The 14,988-nt window shown below is 71.5% G+C and carries 18 protein-coding genes, 1 tRNA gene and 1 pseudogene; 15 read left to right on the top strand and 5 right to left on the bottom strand.

The features are described from left to right. Positions 1-59: 59 nt before the first annotated feature. Positions 60-533 carry a cupin domain-containing protein gene (locus ACGFYU_RS14880; RefSeq protein ID WP_393827680.1) on the top strand — a complete coding sequence of 158 codons (474 nt, stop codon included), beginning with the start codon at positions 60-62 and terminating at the stop codon, positions 531-533. Here ACGFYU_RS14880 and opcA read toward each other — a convergent pair. Further along, positions 482-1,414, bottom strand: a complete 933-nt coding sequence (gene opcA / locus ACGFYU_RS14875) for a glucose-6-phosphate dehydrogenase assembly protein OpcA (protein ID WP_393827679.1) — start codon at positions 1,412-1,414, stop codon at positions 482-484. The two genes, ACGFYU_RS14880 and opcA, sit on opposite strands and share 52 nt — an antisense overlap. 180 nt (positions 1,415-1,594) lie before the next feature. Then, entirely contained in the window at positions 1,595-3,196 is a 1,602-nt protein-coding gene (locus ACGFYU_RS14870) for a helicase HerA-like domain-containing protein (protein WP_393827678.1), read from the bottom strand. 88 nt (positions 3,197-3,284) lie between these two features. Here ACGFYU_RS14870 and ACGFYU_RS14865 point away from each other — a divergent pair, with 88 nt between their 5' ends. After that, positions 3,285-3,581: a type II toxin-antitoxin system VapB family antitoxin gene (locus ACGFYU_RS14865; protein WP_017240525.1), complete on the top strand. Its 297-nt coding sequence runs from the start codon at positions 3,285-3,287 to the stop codon at positions 3,579-3,581. 114 nt (positions 3,582-3,695) lie between these two features. Beyond that, positions 3,696-4,364 carry a LytR C-terminal domain-containing protein gene (locus ACGFYU_RS14860; protein WP_393827677.1) on the top strand — a complete coding sequence of 223 codons (669 nt, stop codon included), beginning with the start codon at positions 3,696-3,698 and terminating at the stop codon, positions 4,362-4,364. 1 nt (position 4,365) lies between these two features. Here the strand turns inward: ACGFYU_RS14860 and upp are convergent, their stop codons facing one another. Continuing rightward, the gene (upp, locus tag ACGFYU_RS14855) at positions 4,366-5,001 is read right to left on the bottom strand and encodes a uracil phosphoribosyltransferase (RefSeq protein ID WP_393827676.1); all 636 of its coding nucleotides are present in this window, start codon (positions 4,999-5,001) and stop codon (positions 4,366-4,368) included. Positions 5,002-5,140: 139 nt separating this feature from the next. On the opposite strand from upp, the gene ACGFYU_RS14850 reads away from it, so the two are divergent. From ACGFYU_RS14850 to ACGFYU_RS14805, 10 genes are all read left to right on the top strand, one after another. Beyond that, positions 5,141-6,091 (top strand): universal stress protein, encoded by a 951-nt coding sequence (locus tag ACGFYU_RS14850; protein WP_393827675.1) that lies wholly within the window; start codon positions 5,141-5,143, stop codon positions 6,089-6,091. 69 nt (positions 6,092-6,160) lie between these two features. Further along, a complete protein-coding gene (locus ACGFYU_RS14845; protein WP_393827779.1) occupies positions 6,161-6,355 on the top strand; it encodes a hypothetical protein in 195 nt (64 codons plus the stop codon). Positions 6,356-6,551: 196 nt separating this feature from the next. Beyond that, complete coding sequence (locus tag ACGFYU_RS14840) at positions 6,552-7,100, top strand: hypothetical protein (RefSeq protein ID WP_393827674.1); 549 nt, start codon at positions 6,552-6,554, stop codon at positions 7,098-7,100. Between the two features lie 74 nt (positions 7,101-7,174). Further along, positions 7,175-7,603, top strand: coding sequence for a tRNA adenosine(34) deaminase TadA (gene tadA, locus ACGFYU_RS14835; RefSeq protein ID WP_393827778.1), 429 nt, complete (start codon positions 7,175-7,177; stop codon positions 7,601-7,603). A gap of 57 nt (positions 7,604-7,660) precedes the next feature. Beyond that, a tRNA-Ser gene (locus tag ACGFYU_RS14830) sits at positions 7,661-7,745 on the top strand. 95 nt (positions 7,746-7,840) lie between these two features. Next, a complete protein-coding gene (locus ACGFYU_RS14825) occupies positions 7,841-8,164 on the top strand; it encodes a hypothetical protein (protein ID WP_393827673.1) in 324 nt (107 codons plus the stop codon). 367 nt (positions 8,165-8,531) lie between these two features. Next, the gene (locus tag ACGFYU_RS14820; protein ID WP_215014193.1) at positions 8,532-8,693 is read left to right on the top strand and encodes a hypothetical protein; all 162 of its coding nucleotides are present in this window, start codon (positions 8,532-8,534) and stop codon (positions 8,691-8,693) included. A gap of 216 nt (positions 8,694-8,909) precedes the next feature. Next, entirely contained in the window at positions 8,910-9,833 is a 924-nt protein-coding gene (locus ACGFYU_RS14815) for an RNA polymerase sigma factor SigF (RefSeq protein WP_393827672.1), read from the top strand. Positions 9,834-10,064: 231 nt separating this feature from the next. After that, a complete protein-coding gene (locus ACGFYU_RS14810; RefSeq protein ID WP_393827671.1) occupies positions 10,065-10,913 on the top strand; it encodes an RNA polymerase sigma factor SigF in 849 nt (282 codons plus the stop codon). 50 nt (positions 10,914-10,963) lie between these two features. Continuing rightward, on the top strand, positions 10,964-11,752 hold the full coding sequence (locus ACGFYU_RS14805; RefSeq protein ID WP_393827670.1) for a hypothetical protein: 789 nt from the start codon (positions 10,964-10,966) through the stop codon (positions 11,750-11,752). Between the two features lie 45 nt (positions 11,753-11,797). On the opposite strand, the gene ACGFYU_RS14800 is transcribed toward ACGFYU_RS14805, so the two are convergent. Further along, complete coding sequence (locus ACGFYU_RS14800; protein WP_393827669.1) at positions 11,798-12,031, bottom strand: hypothetical protein; 234 nt, start codon at positions 12,029-12,031, stop codon at positions 11,798-11,800. Between the two features lie 193 nt (positions 12,032-12,224). Here ACGFYU_RS14800 and ACGFYU_RS14795 point away from each other — a divergent pair, with 193 nt between their 5' ends. Together ACGFYU_RS14795 and ACGFYU_RS14790 are read left to right on the top strand one after the other, a co-directional pair. Then, positions 12,225-12,617: a MarR family winged helix-turn-helix transcriptional regulator gene (locus tag ACGFYU_RS14795; protein WP_393827777.1), complete on the top strand. Its 393-nt coding sequence runs from the start codon at positions 12,225-12,227 to the stop codon at positions 12,615-12,617. Between the two features lie 15 nt (positions 12,618-12,632). Next, positions 12,633-14,195, top strand: a pseudogene (locus tag ACGFYU_RS14790) (MDR family MFS transporter); the annotation flags it as partial. 139 nt (positions 14,196-14,334) lie between these two features. Here ACGFYU_RS14790 and ACGFYU_RS14785 read toward each other — a convergent pair. Next, complete coding sequence (locus tag ACGFYU_RS14785; RefSeq protein ID WP_393827668.1) at positions 14,335-14,946, bottom strand: TetR/AcrR family transcriptional regulator; 612 nt, start codon at positions 14,944-14,946, stop codon at positions 14,335-14,337. Positions 14,947-14,988: the final 42 nt, after the last annotated feature.

Here is a 14,988-nt window from a genome sequence, read left to right as displayed (position 1 = left end):
TCTGATGGACTGTCGATTGACCCCTGTCACCGGTCTATCCGGACCGTAGATTGAGGGACATGACAGAGATCGCGACCCGCGCCGCCACCGCCGAAGCCATCCAGGACGCCCCCGGCAGCCTCATCACGCTGCTCACCGACACCGCCGAGCTCACCTGCAACACCGCCACCTTCGACGAGGGCGCGGCCGGGGCCCCGGTGCACTTCCACACCAAGGCCACCGAGTTCTTCCACGTGACGGCCGGCCGCCTCGACGTCCTCGTCGGCGACGAGATCCAGACCCTCGACGCCGGTGACTTCATCGCGATCCCGCCGGGGGTCAAGCACGCCTTCGCACCCGCCGCCGGGCACACGGCCGGCGTCTTCGTCGGCTTCACCCCCGGCATGGGCCGCTTCGACTACTACCGGCTCCTCGGCCGCGTCAACGCGGGCGAGGCCACCGTGCAGGACATCAAGGACAGCTCAGCCACCTACGACAACCACTACGCGGAGAGCTCCGCCTGGAGCGGCCGCCGCCGCAGCGCGGAGCCGTAGACCACGTCCGCGTCGAGGCGGCGCAGCTCCTCCGCGATCAGCTCCGCGTCGCTGCGGATCTTCAGGGCCACCTTGCGGTCGGGGCTCCCGGGCAGGCTCAGGGTGGCCAGCTTGCCGGCCGGCCGGTCCACGCGGATCTCCCCGCCCGTGGTCTGGAGGCTGACCCGGGTGATCACCGGGCCCGCGCTCTCCAGCCGGGTGACGGGCACGCCGAGGCGGTCCTCCAGCCAGCGCGCGAGCAGCTCGGCGCTGACGTTGTCGGCCTCGCTCTCCACGGTCGCGCCGGTCACCGGCAGCGGCTTCTGGTCCAGGGCGGCCGCCAGCAGCGCCCGCCACGGCGTGAGCCGGGTCCAGGCCAGGTCCGTGTCGCCGGGCTGGTAGCCGGCGGCCCGCTCGTCGAGTACGGCGACGGGGTCGAAGGCGGCGTTCGCGTCGGTGATCCGGCGCTGGGCCAGCGCGCCCAGGGGGTCCTGGGCCAGATCGGCGGGGGCGTCGGCCGGCCACCAGGCCACCACCGGGGCGTCCGGCACGAGCAGCGGCAGGACCACCGAGCCGGCCTGCCCGGTCAGCGCCCCGTGCAGGCGCAGCAGCACGATCTCGCCGGTCCCGGCGTCCGAGCCGACCCGCAGCTCCGCGTCCAGCCGGCTCGTGCGCAGGCTGTGCGGGCCCCGCGAGGTCCGCTTGATCACCGCGATGATGCGGCAGGGGTGCTCGCGCGAGGCCTCGGAGGCCGCGCGGACGGCGTCGTAGGCGTTCTCCTCGTCGGTGGCTATGACGAGCGTCAGGACCAGGCCGGTGGCGGGGCTGCCTATGGCCCGGCGGGCTTCGAGCAGGGCCCGGTTGACCTTGCTTGACGTGGTGTCGGTGAGTTCGGTCCGCATGCTCCGAGTCTGTCAGCGCCCGCCCGGGTGGCGGCACCAGGTTTCCTCGATTCCGTCTGGAGTACGGAACGCCTGCGGCGAGCCGAGCCGTCCGCGCGCGGCGGGCCCGAGGCGTCCGCCCCCGGCCGGCCGGGGTGTCCGCGCCTGCGACCGGCAGGTGGCGGTACCCCGACCGGGAGGTCAGCGACGCCGGCGGGCCGTTCCGAAGATCGAGCGCGAGATCTCCCGGCCCAGCTGGGTCCCGATCGACCGGGCCAGCGAGCGGAACAGCCCGCTCCCCACCACCTGCTCGGCCAGCGAGGGATCCGGCTTCGGGGCGCTGCGCGCCGCCCGCGCGGCCTCCTTCTCCGCCTCCTTGGCCTGCTTCTCGGCCGCTGCCGCCGCCGCGGCAGCCTCCGCTTCCGCCTCCGCGGCGGCCTGCTCGGCGCTGATCCTCTCGTACGCCGACTCGCGGTCGACCGCCTCCGCGTAGCGCGAGTACAGCAGCGAGGACTTCACCGCCCGGTCCAGGGCCGTCGCCTCGATCGGCCCCATCAGCGACTGCGGGGCGCGCAGCCGGGTCGCCGCGACCGGGGTCGGGGCGCCCTTCTCGCTGAGCACGGTGATGACCGCCTCACCCGTCCCCAGCCCGGTGAGCAGCTCCTCCAGGTCGTAGGCGGAGTTGGGGAAGGTCTTCACGGTCGCCTTCAGCGCCTTCGCGTCGTCGGGGGTGAAGGCCCGCAGCGCGTGCTGCACCCGGTTGCCGAGCTGGGCGAGCACGTCCGCCGGTACGTCCTTGGGGGTCTGGGTCACGAAGAAGACGCCGATGCCCTTGGAGCGGATCAGCCGCACGGTCTGGGTGATCGACTCCAGGAAGGCCTTCGAGGCGCCGTTGAAGAGCAGGTGGGCCTCGTCGAAGAAGAAGACGAGCTTGGGCTGCTCCAGGTCGCCGACCTCCGGCAGGTCGGTGTAGAGGTCGGCCAGCAGCCACATCAGGAAGGTCGAGAAGAGCTGCGGCTTGTCCTGGACCGCGGGGAGCTCCAGTACGGAGACGAGCCCGCGCCCGTCCGCCGCCGTACGGAGGAACTCGCTCGTGTCGAACTCCGGCTCGCCGAAGAACTCCGAGGCCCCCTGCTGCTCGAAGGCGGTCAGCGCCCGCAGGATCACCCCGGCCGTCACCGTGGACAGCCCGCCGATGCCCTTGAGCTCCTGTTTTCCCTGATCGGAGACGAGGAAGGCGACGACCGCGCGCAGGTCCTTGAGGTCGATCAGCTCCAGGCCCTTGGAATCGGCGTAGTGGAAGATCAGCCCGAGGGACTGCTCCTGCGTCTGGTTGAGCTGGAGCACCTTCGACATGAGCACCGGGCCGAAGCTCGTCACGGTCGACCGGACCGGGATGCCGGGGCCGATCCCGCCCAGCGAGTAGAACTCGCTCGGGAAGCCGGTGGCCTCCCACTCCTGGGCCACGTCCTGGGCCCGTTCCTCGATCCTCTCGTTGGCCGTGCCCGGCGCCGAGATGCCCGAGACGTCGCCCTTGATGTCGGCGAGGAAGACCGGGACGCCGTTGGCGGACAGCTGCTCGGCGATGAGCTGGAGCGTCTTGGTCTTGCCGGTGCCGGTGGCGCCCGCGACCAGTCCGTGCCGGTTGAGCATCGACAGGGGGATGCGGATCTGGCGGTCGGGCAGGCAGCCGCCGTCCCAGAGCAGGGCCCCCAGGTCGAGCGCGGGTCCCGTGAAGGCGTATCCGGCGGCGATCTCGTCCGCCGGACCCGCCGCGACGGCAGGGTCGGTGCTCTCACTCATGCATCACTCCCGAATTGGTGCTGTTTGACACTTTTGCACCAACGTCGCGAGGCTGCGCCCGCAGCCACCGGCCCGGTAGGCTTTCCGTGTGATCTTCAAGCGCATCGGTAACGGAAAGCCGTACCCCGACCACGGCCGGGAAAGCACTCGGCAGTGGGCGGACGTCGCGCCGCGCCCGGTCCGGCTCGACCAGCTGGTGACGACCAAGGGCCAGCTGGACCTCGAAACGCTGCTCGCCGAGGACTCGACCTTCTACGGCGACCTCTTCGCGCACGTCGTGAAGTGGCGGGGCGACCTCTACCTGGAGGACGGGCTGCACCGCGCCGTCCGCGCGGCACTCCAGCAGCGCCAGGTCCTGCACGCCCGCGTCCTCGAAATGGACTGACGGAACGCACCGGGCTGATCGGCGCTTCGCGTAGATTGCGCCTTTCGGGTCAGCATTGACCTATCAGCAGATCATTTAGTAGGCATCGCTCCCGGGCGGCACTACGCTGCGCCCATGAGCATGCTCACTCCCCCCGGCATGGGCGGAAAGTACCGCGTCACGGGAGCCGCCTACCCGCGGATGAGCCGTAAGCGGAGCCGCCGCCGCATCGTCCTCGCCGTACTCGGCTCGGTCCTCGCCCTCGCCCTGGTCGGCTACGGGGCGCTGCAGCTCATCGACGTGTTCTGGGGCGACAGCTCCAAACGGAACACGGCCGCTGGCGGCAGGGACTGCCCGACCGCCTCCCCCGGATCCGCCGCCAAGGGCGGCCCCGCCGCCGCCTCCCCGGCCGCTGCGAAACCGGCGGTCGTCCTCCCCCAGCCCGGCGAGATCACCGTCAACGTCTACAACGCGACCCCGCGGGCGGGCCTGGCCAAGGCCGTCGGCGACGAGCTGAGGAAACGCGGCTTCGTCATCGGCAACGTCGGCAACGCCCCGGCCGACTTCGACAAGAAGGTCCCCGGGACCGGGATACTGCTCGGCTCCCCGGCGACCGACAAGGCCGCCTTCTCCGTCCTGGGCACCCAGCTCGCCGGCGTCACGCAGCAGACCGACGCCCGCGAGACCGCCGACATCGACCTGATCCTCGGCGACGCCTTCAAGGAGCTCAACACGAAGGCGGACGCGGACAAGGCGCTGGCCGTCCTGGCCAACCCCGAGCCCGCGCCCGTCAAGAAGTGCTGATCTACTCCGCGGAGCCGTACATCCGGTCGCCCGCGTCGCCCAGGCCCGGCACGATGTAGCCGTGCTCGTTGAGCCGCTCGTCGACCGCGGCGGTCACGACGGTGACCGGCGTGCCGGCGAGCTCGCGCTCCATGACGTCCACACCCTCGGGCGCGGCCAGCAGCACCACGGCGGTGACGTCGTCGGCGCCGCGCTTGATCAGCTCCTGGATCGCCGCGACGAGCGTGCCGCCGGTGGCGAGCATCGGGTCGACGACGTAGACCTGCCGCCCGGAGAGGTCCTCCGGCATGCGCGTCGCGTACGTGGAGGCCTCCAGGGTCTCCTCGTTGCGGACCATGCCCAGGAAGCCCACCTCGGCGGTCGGCAGGAGCCGCACCATGCCGTCGAGCATGCCGAGGCCGGCGCGCAGGATCGGCACGACCAGCGGGCGCGGGTGGGAGAGCTTGACGCCGGTGGTCGGGCCGACCGGGGTCTCGATGTCGGCCTGCTCGGTGCGCACGTCCCGGGTGGCCTCGTACGCGAGCAGGGTCACCAGCTCGTCGGCGAGGCGCCGGAAGGTGGGGGAGTCGGTGCGCTTGTCGCGCAGGGTGGTGAGTTTGTGCGCCACCAAGGGGTGATCGACGACCTGCAAACGCACAACATCCTCCAAAACTCGGCCTGCGACCTGCAAAAACGGCCGCGAGACGCGACCCACACACAAAAGGCTACGCGCTGGAGCGGGCCCTTCGTGTCCGTCTGGGGATGCGACCCGCGCAGGAGCCCAGCAGGCTGGACTGATGAGCAACGGGACGAGCAACGCACCGGTGGTCGCAGCCGTCGACGGATCCGAACACAGCCTCAAGGCCCTCGAATGGGCCAGGGCCGCGGCCCTGCGGCACGATACGGGGCTCCTGATCGCCCATGTACTGCCCGACCACGCCCAGTTGTATGCCGGCCGCCGCTCGGCACTGCACGACCGCTCGGAGCCGGAGGAGTTCACCGACCCGGTGAGCGAGCGGATCCGGGCGCTGCTCGGCGGGCGCTCCGAGCTGCCGGAGGGGGTGCAGTACGAATCGCTGGAGGGCTCGGTCCCCGAGGCACTGCGGGTGATCGGGGCGGAGGCGCGGATGCTGGTGATGGGGTCCCGGGGGCGCGGCGGCTTCGCCAGCCTGCTGCTCGGCTCCAACAGCCGGGCCGTGGCGACGACGGCCCCGTGCCCGGTGGTGGTGGTTCCGCACGCGGAGCGGAGCGCCGATGCCGAGACGGGGGCTTCCGCCGGACGGGTGGTGCTCGGCCTGCACGCCGCAGAGACGCCCGACGACGTACTGGCCTTCGCCTTCGCGGAGGCGGCCGTGCGGGGGACCACCGTCCAGGTGGTCTCGGCGTACGCCGTCCCGCCGGCGCCGACCATGGTGATCGACAGCCCGTTCGCGGTGATCCCGCCCGAGGGGCTGGCGGACGACGGGGACGGCGTACCGGCCGAACGGGAGATGCTGCGGGCGCAGACCGAGCGCCTGGCGCCCTTCCGCACCCGGTACCCGGACGTCCCGGTGGAGCAGGCCGCGGTGCCCGGGGACCCGGCGGGCCGGCTGGTCGAGGCCTCCCGGTCGGCGGCCCTGGTGGTCGTGGGCCGCCACCACCCGCGGCGCACCGCCATGTCGCTCTTGATCGGCTCGGTGGCGAACGCGGTGCTCCAGCACGCCCACGGCCCGGTGGCGGTGGTCCCGACCCTCACGGACGATGCCTGACCTGCACAGGGGTGGCATCAAACGGCCCGTCCGGGGGAAGGTGGGAGCGGAGGGGGACGACCGACCAGCCTGGGGTGGTGGCCGATGCCCGACACACAGCCGAGCGACGACGCGCCGGAAACCGCGGCCCAGCGCAGAGCGCGCCGCGCGCAGTTCCTGCGCGACCTGATGGAGGCGCGCGAACTCCGCGACCGCGTCCAGCCCCGCCGCGCCCGCGCGGCCCGCATGCGCCAACAAATGCGCATGCGCACCTTCCGCTGGTGACCACGCCCCCCGCCGTTGTCGGGGGTGTCGCCCCGGTACGACACGACGCAAGCGCGGAAGACCTCTCGCAACGCCGCCGTTTCTGCCACGATGCCGATTGGGCGGAGCAGGACGGCGGGCACCACAGCCGCTTTGCCCCAACCTCCGGCCGGGGGGACCTCCAACCGGCACGCCTAAGACCAGTGGGAGAGTCACGGTGTATTTCGCCGCACTGCTCGCGCGCACCGAAGACGGGTGGGAAGCGAGCGACATGGAACTCGACGACGTCGAGTCCCTCAGTGATCTGATCGATCTCGCCCGTTCCGCCGCTGTCGACGACGACACGGTGGTCGCCCTCATCGAGCAGGAGGACGCCTGGTTCGGCGTCGTCCGCGTGGACGGCGAGGAGGACCCGCGGTATTTCGTATCGAACGCCTCCGCGGCCGCCCGCAGCTCCTACGGCTCGATGCTGACCAAAGAGCTGCTGGGCACCGACGAGGAGGACGACGAACTCGACGAGCTGGACCTGGACGGCACCGAGGACGGTGAGGAGGACGCCATCACCGCCTTCACCGACGAGGACGACGAAGAGGACGAGGCGGGCGGGACCGGCGCGGAGCCGGTGCCGTCCGGTCCGCTCGGCGACCCCCGGCTGCTCGACGACCTCGGGGTCTCCCACAAGCAGCTGGAGAACCTGGACGGGGACGCCCTCTCGGAGATCGCCGAGTCACTCGGTGCCACCGACGTCCTGGAGGCCGTCCGCTAGTGATCCACACGCACGACCTCGAACACGGACCCGATGCCGACCCCGATCCCGTACGGGACCCGTGGCGGGCCTCCATGCGCCTCGCGCTCGCGGAGGCCGCCCGGGCGGTGCCGGCCGGTGACGTACCGGTCGGCGCCGTCGTGCTCGGCCCGGACGGCGAGATCCTGGCCACCGGGTACAACGAGCGCGAGGCGACCGGCGACCCCACGGCGCACGCCGAGGTGGTCGCACTGCGCCGGGCGGCCGCCCGGCTCGGGGAATGGCGGCTTCCGGGGTGCACCCTGGTGGTGACCCTGGAGCCGTGCGTGATGTGCGCGGGCGCGCTCGTGCAGTCACGCGTCGCCCGGGTCGTCTACGGCGCGGACGACGAGAAGGCGGGCGCGGCCGGGTCGCTGTGGGACCTCGTACGGGACCGCCGGCTCAACCACCGGCCCGAGGTGGTGCGCGGCGTGCTCGCCGAGGAGTGCGCACGGCAGCTGACGGACTTCTTCCGGGACCTGTGACCGCCCCGGCGGATTCCGATTTCAGCGAATGAGGCTCCTTAGGCTAGGATCCATCTCGGTAGTGTGTCCGAGTGGCCGAAGGAGCTCGCCTCGAAAGCGAGTATGGGGCAACCCATCGGGGGTTCAAATCCCTCCACTACCGCTCCGATCGAGAGCCCCGCCCCGCAAGGGTCGGGGCTCTCGTCGTTTCGCCCGCGCAATCGTCGCAATCATCGCAATCGTCCGGAGGACAGCGCCGTGACCGCCCGCCCCCTCGGCCGTTGTCACGGCATGACCAAGACCCAGCGCATGCTCGCCGCCATCGCCCTCGCGGGGGCCGCCGCGGGCCTCGCCGCACCCGCCGCCTCGGCCGCGCCCATCGCCCCCCTCACCCTCCCGGACCTCCCCACCGCCGCTCCGGGCATGCCCGCGGGGGCCCAGCCCGCCTCCGTGCAGGAGATCGGCGGGAAGCTCACCGAAGGCGCCAACCAGCTCAACCAGCTGACGCAGCTGCCCAACCAGCTGGAGCCCGTGATCGCCCCCGTGGCGCCGATCCTCGACCTGGCCGGCGCCGTCCAGTAGCGGCGGGACCCCGGAAACGCGAAGAAGGCCCCGACCGGGGTCGGGGCCTTCGACGTGTGGGACGGGGGAAGTGGCATCGGGGGGACAAAGCCACTTCCCCCGATGAGGACGGACCTGCCAGCCCGAGCCGCAGTCAGGGGGGAAGCTTGCGGCTCGGACCCCGCAGTGAGGTCCTGTCCCTCACCCACCGATTTCCTGCCAGAACCGGTGGGCTCACATCAATCCTGCGCCCACCGCAACCGGGGACACAGCGGCAAAGGACCCGGAGTGGCGGGTCATTGGTCCTTAAAGGCCGGGTGAGTGTCCAAACTTGACCGGTTAGACTCACCCGACCGTGCAGGACCGGTTGGGGAGGCCGTCACCGCTCATGGACACCAAGAAGCTCATCACGGGCGCCCTCACCGTGTTCGTCCTCTTCGTGATCATCACCCAGCCCAAGCGGGCGGCCGAGATGGTGGGAATCGGTTTCCAGGGGATATCGGATGCCGCCTCCGGCATCGGCGAGTTCATGACCGAACTGGTGCGCTGAGCCCGTACTCTGAACCGGTTCCCGGACTTCCCGGCCCCCCACTCCGACGGGTGGGGGGTTTTTTGCATACCCACCATCGGACGCAATGCCCCGATATGCCCAACTTGCCCTCAACACGGTGATATCCGGTGCTTGCACACAGTGCACATGTCTTGTGATGCTATGACCGCTTTTGACGGATGAGTTGACCGAGTTGACCGAAGGGGTGGCGTGACCGTGCCGGCCAGTACTGCGCCTCAGGTGCCACCCCAGCAGGACCCCCAGGTACCGCCCCGGCACGAGCCGCCCCCCGAGCCGAGGCAGGAGCTCCGGCAGGAGCCGCCCGAGGAACCCCCGGCGGCCCCTGCGACCGCCCCCGCGCCCCCCAGACCGCCGAGCCGGGGCGCGGACACCCGGGCCCTGACCCAGGTCCTCTTCGGGCAGCTGAAGGCGCTGGAGCCGGGCACCAGCGAGCACAACCGGGTGCGCGGAGCCCTCATCGAGGCCAACCTCCCCCTGGTCCGCTACGCGGCCGCCCGCTTCCGCAGCCGCAACGAGCCGATGGAGGACGTGGTCCAGGTCGGCACCATCGGCCTGATCAACGCGATCGACCGCTTCGACCCCGACCGCGGCGTGCAGTTCCCGACCTTCGCGATGCCGACCGTCGTGGGCGAGATCAAGCGCTACTTCCGCGACAACGTCCGCACCGTCCACGTGCCGCGCCGCCTCCACGAGCTGTGGGTGCAGGTCAACGCCGCCACCGAGGACCTCACCACCCTCCACGGCCGCACCCCCACCACCCCCGAGATCGCCGAGCGGCTGCGCATCACCGAGGACGAGGTGCTCTCCTGCATCGAGGCCGGCCGGAGCTACCACGCGACCTCGCTCGAGGCCGCCCAGGAGGGCGACGGCATGCCCGGCCTGCTCGACCGCCTCGGCTACGAGGACCCGGAGCTGGCCGGGGTCGAACACCGCGACCTCGTCCGCCATCTCCTCGTACAACTGCCCGAGCGGGAGCAGCGGATCCTCCTCCTGCGGTACTACAACAATCTGACGCAGTCGCAGATCAGCGCCGAGCTGGGCGTATCCCAGATGCACGTCTCCCGGCTGCTCGCCCGGAGCTTCGCCCGACTGAGATCCGCAAACAGGATCGAGGCGTAACCGGATCGGGTGGAGATCATTCACGCGTTTCCCGACAGAACGGGCTGACCGTCCGTCTGATCTCGTCTGTCGCTGGAGATATATGTCGACTTGGCGCTACAGCGTGTTGCCGACATGTGACATTCTGCTGGAACCGCGTTTGCCGCAGCCCCGCCTCCGGTATTCAGGTGGAGGCTGCGTTCCTCCGACGGGCGCACCGCACGCGACCGTCCGCGACCTCAAGGGGGTGGCATGTCCGTAGACCAGGGCAGCTCCAAGGTGCTCACGCTCGTCAAGAGCACGGCGCCGGCAGCACCTGCCGTGCCTGACCGCTCGGAAGCCATCGACACCCGCACCCTGTCCCGCTCCCTCTTCCAGCGCCTCGCCGCCCTGGACGCGGACAGCCCGGAACGGGCGTACGTACGCGACACCCTGATCGAGCTGAACCTGCCCCTGGTCCGGTACGCGGCGGCCCGCTTCCGCAGCCGCAACGAGCCGATGGAGGACATCGTCCAGGTCGGCACGATCGGCCTGATCAAGGCGATCGACCGGTTCGACTGCGAACGCGGCGTGGAGTTCCCGACGTTCGCGATGCCGACCGTCGTGGGCGAGATCAAACGATTCTTTAGGGACACCTCCTGGTCCGTCCGCGTCCCGCGCCGGCTCCAGGAGCTGCGCCTCGCGCTGACCAAGGCCAGTGACGAGCTCGCCCAGAAGCTGGACCGCTCGCCGACCGTCCCGGAGCTCGCCGCCGTACTCGGGGTCTCGGAGGAGGACGTCGTCGACGGCCTCGCCGTGGGCAACGCGTACACCGCCTCCTCGCTCGACTCGCCCTCACCCGAGGACGAGGGCGGCGAGGGCTCGCTCGCGGACCGCCTCGGCTACGAGGACTCCGCGCTGGAGGGCGTCGAGTACCGCGAGTCGCTGAAGCCGCTGCTCGCCAAACTCCCGCCCCGGGAGCGGCAGATCATCATGCTGCGGTTCTTCGCGAACATGACGCAGTCGCAGATCGGCGAGGAGGTCGGCATCTCCCAGATGCACGTGTCCCGACTGCTGACCCGCACGCTCGCGCAGCTGCGCGTAGGCCTCATCGGGGAGTGACAGGGCCCCACGGGGTTCCCAATTGACGGAGCGTCAGGAAAACTGGCGCGATGCGAAAGGGACCTCGCGCGGCCATCCTCCTCGCCCTGTGCTGCACGGCCGCCGCCGGCCTCACCGGCTGCGGCGGCCCGGCGCGGGACGGCTACGTCGCCGTGGGCGCCGCCGCCCCGGGCCCCGAACGGGGACCGGGGGAGAACGTGGCACCCCAGGGCCGGGTGGAGTTCCAGCAGCTCGGCGGCCCGTCCGCGGCGGGCGGATCCTCCGAGTCCTCTTCCGATACGTCGACCGGTACCCCGGGGTACGGGCCGCCCGGTGGCTCCGCCCCGGGCGGAGCCACGGCCGCCACACCCGGCGGCTCGGCAGGCACCCCCGGCACCCCGCCCGGAGCCGGCCCGGCCACCACACCACCCGGCAGCCCCGGCCCCGGCGGTCCGGGCAGCCCCACGACCCCCGGGACCACCCCGGGAACCCCCGGCACGCCGACGGCCCCGGGGACCAGGCCGGGCACGACCCCGCCGGCGCCCGCGGTCACCCCGGCGCGGCTGACACTGTCCACACCGACCCGGGCGGCCGCGGCCGACCGCTGGTGCGAGCGGGTCACCGTCACGTTCACCAACACCGGGACGACCGCGGCGCGTTCCGGCACGGTCAGCTTCGCGACCCACATCATCGGCGCCCTCGGCATCGACTGGGCCACGATCACCACCACCCAGCCGCTTCCCGCGCCCATCGCGGGCTCGGCCGCGAAGACGCAGACCTACACGGTGTGCGTGGAGGCCTGGCGTGTCCCACTGGGCATGCGGGTGGAGACGCGGAAGGTCACGGCCGTCTGGAGCTGAGTCCGGGCCCGTGGCGTCGCCGGCCCGTCGGTGCGGCCCGTGCGGTCAGTGCAGGACGACCCACAGGGCGGCGCCGAAGGCGAGCACGATGGCGATGCCCACCCCGAGCCACTTCTTGGAGCCGGCGGCCTGCTGCTCCTCCTCGCGGCGCTGGCGGCGCGAGCCGGCGGGCGTCTGCCTGGCCGGTGCGGCCTCCTCGACGAACGCACGGAACATCTGGGTGCTGCCCGCGGGGTCGTAGTTGCCCTCGGGGCCCTGTGAGTTGTGGTTGTCAGCCATGGAGCAGGACCCTAGCCGGTTTTCCGATTCCTTTACCGCCCCACCCCCGGGATTCATTTGCCTGTAGCAACCATCCGCTTCTATGGTTGCTCTAAGCAACGAGATGGGGGGCGGCCCGGTGGCCACGCAGACGACGGAAGCGACGGGGACATCGGAGACGAGGCAGCCCAGGCCGGGCTCCCGGCACGAGGAGCTGGCCCGCCAGCTCACCGGCATCGGGGCGGTCAAACGCGACCTCGCCCGCGTGCTGCCCCCGGACTGCCCGCCCGGCGCCGCCGCCGTCCTCACCGTGCTCGACCGGCACGGCGAGATGCGGCTGAGCCTGCTGGCCACGTTCATGGCGGTCGACATCTCGGTCACCAGCCGGCACGTCACGCACGTGGCCGAGCGCGGCTGGATCGAGCGCGAGCCCGACCCGGGCGACGGCCGCTGCCGGATCCTGCGGCTCACCCCGGCCGGACGGGCCCTGCTGGCCGAGCTCGGCGCCCGCTACACGGCCGCGCTGGAAAGAGCGCTGGCCGACTGGTCCCACGAGGACATCGACGTACTCAACACCCTGCTGGCCCGACTCCGATCGAGCTTCTAGAACCGAAGGAAACACATGGCCAAGTCGGAGACGACGTCCGACGGCGTCGCGCCCATGACCCACCCGCAGATCATGAAGGCACTGTCCGGGCTGATGCTCGGCATGTTCGTCGCGATCCTGTCCTCCACGATCGTCTCGAACGCCCTGCCCCAGATCATCACCGACCTCGGCGGCACCCAGTCCTCCTACACCTGGGTGGTCACCGCCGCCCTGCTGTCGATGACGGCCGCCACCCCGCTGTGGGGCAAGCTGTCCGACCTCTTCAGCAAGAAGCTGCTGGTCCAGATATCGCTGGTGGTCTACGTCCTCGGCTCCGTGGTCGCGGGCATGTCCCAGAACACCGGCATGCTCATCGCCTGCCGCGTGGTCCAGGGCATCGGCGTCGGCGGCCTGTCCGCCCTCGCGCAGATCGTGATGGCCGCGATGATCTCCCCGCGCGAGCGCGGCCGGTACAGCGGCTACCTCGGCGCGGTCTTCGCCGTCGCCACCGTCGGCGGCCCGCTGCTGGGCGGCGTCATCACCGACACCGAGTGGCTGGGCTGGCGCTGGTGCTTCTACGTCGGCGTGCCCTTCGCGATCATCGCGCTGATCGTGCTCCAGCGCACCCTGCACCTCCCCGTCGTCCGCCGCGACGTCAAGGTCGACTGGCTGGGCGCCTTCCTGATCAGCGGCGCCGTCTCGCTCCTGCTGATCTGGGTCACGCAGGCCGGTGACTCCTACGCGTGGATCTCCTGGCAGACCTGGGCGATGACCGGCGGCGCGGTGGTGCTGGGCCTGCTCTTCGTCCTCGTCGAGTCCCGGGCGAGCGACCCGATCATCCCGCTGCGGCTGTTCCGCAACAAGACCATCTCGCTCGCCTCGGCGGCCTCGCTGTTCGTCGGCATCGCGATGTTCTCGGGCACCGTGTTTTTCAGCCAGTTCTTCCAGCTGGCCCGCGGCGAGTCCCCCACGATGTCCGGAATCCTCACCATTCCGATGATCGGCGGGCTCTTCGTCTCCTCCACCGTTTCCGGTCAGGTGATCACCAAGACCGGCAAGTGGAAGGCGTGGCTCGTCTGCGGCGGTGTGCTGCTGACGGCCGGACTCGGCCTGCTGGGCACCCTGCGCTACGACACCCCGTACTGGCACATCGCGGTCTACATGGCACTGACCGGCCTCGGTCTCGGCATGATGATGCAGAACCTGGTCCTCGCCACCCAGAACCAGGTGGCCCCCGAGGACCTGGGCGCGGCCAGCTCGGTCGTCACCTTCTTCCGCTCGCTCGGCGGTGCCATGGGCGTCTCGGCGCTCGGCGCGGTCATGGCGCACCAGGTGACCGGATACGTGAAGGACGGCCTGACCGCCCTCGGCCCCAAGGCCGCGGCGCTCGGCCACGGCGGCACGGGCGGCGGCGGCATCCCGGACCTGGACAAGCTGCCGGCGCCGATCCGTACGGTCGTCGAGTCGGCGTACGGGCACGGCGTCGGGGACGTCTTCCTCTACGCGGCGCCCACCGCGCTGCTCGCCCTGCTGCTCTGCCTGTTCATCAAGGAGGTCGCGCTGAAGTCGAAGCCGGCCGCCCACGCCCCGGCCGCGGCCTCGGACTCGGACTCGGAGTCGGACTCGGAGTCGGACTCGGAGTCGGAGTCGGAGTCGGAGTCGGCGGAGGCCACCACCTCCGAGGTGCCGGCCAAGGCCTGAGCACGCTCCGCGGACAGCACGAAGGCCACCGCCCGGACTAGGCGGTGGCCTTCGCCTCGATCCCCGCGATCAGCACGTCGAGCGCGAGGCAGAAGTCCCCTTCGGGCGCCCTCCGCACCGCGCCCCCGCAGCCGTGCAGGAACTGCGAGACGGCCAGGTGCGCCCCGGTCCGGGCGGAGTCCCCCAGGCCGGTGGCGTCCAGTAGCCGCTGGAGGGCGGCGTCGAAGGCCCGGGCGTGCGGGCCGATGTTCGGATAGGCGGCGGTGAGCGGGGCCACCCAGGGGTGGTCCGCCAGCATCCTCCGGTAGCCCCGGGCCAGCGCCCGCAGCCGGCCCGGCCAGCCGTCAGGCGGCGAGCCGGGGGCGAGGGCCAGCTCGCCCAGGGCGCTGTCCAGGGCGAGTTCGAGCAGATCGTGCTTGGTGTCCACGTACCAGTACAGGGACATCGCGGTGACCCCGAGCCCGGCGGCGAGCCGCCGCATCGAGAACCGCCCCAGCCCCTCGGAGTCGAGGAGCCGCACGGTGGCCGCGGTGATCCGCTCCCGGTCGAGCCCGCAGGGCGCCTCGCTGCGGCGTCTGGCGGGAGCGGCGCGCCTGGCGGCCAGCCACACACTGGTCCGGATCTCCCCGCAATCGCCCGCGGTCACCATGGAGGCACCCTCCTCGCGCCAGGTGGATCAGCCCGGAATGCC

The sequence above is a fragment of the Streptomyces sp. NPDC048337 genome (genome assembly GCF_043201175.1).
Lineage (GTDB): Bacteria > Actinomycetota > Actinomycetes > Streptomycetales > Streptomycetaceae > Streptomyces.
The sequence above is the reverse complement of the archived record's forward strand: the minus strand, read 5'-3'. Positions and strand labels throughout refer to the sequence as shown.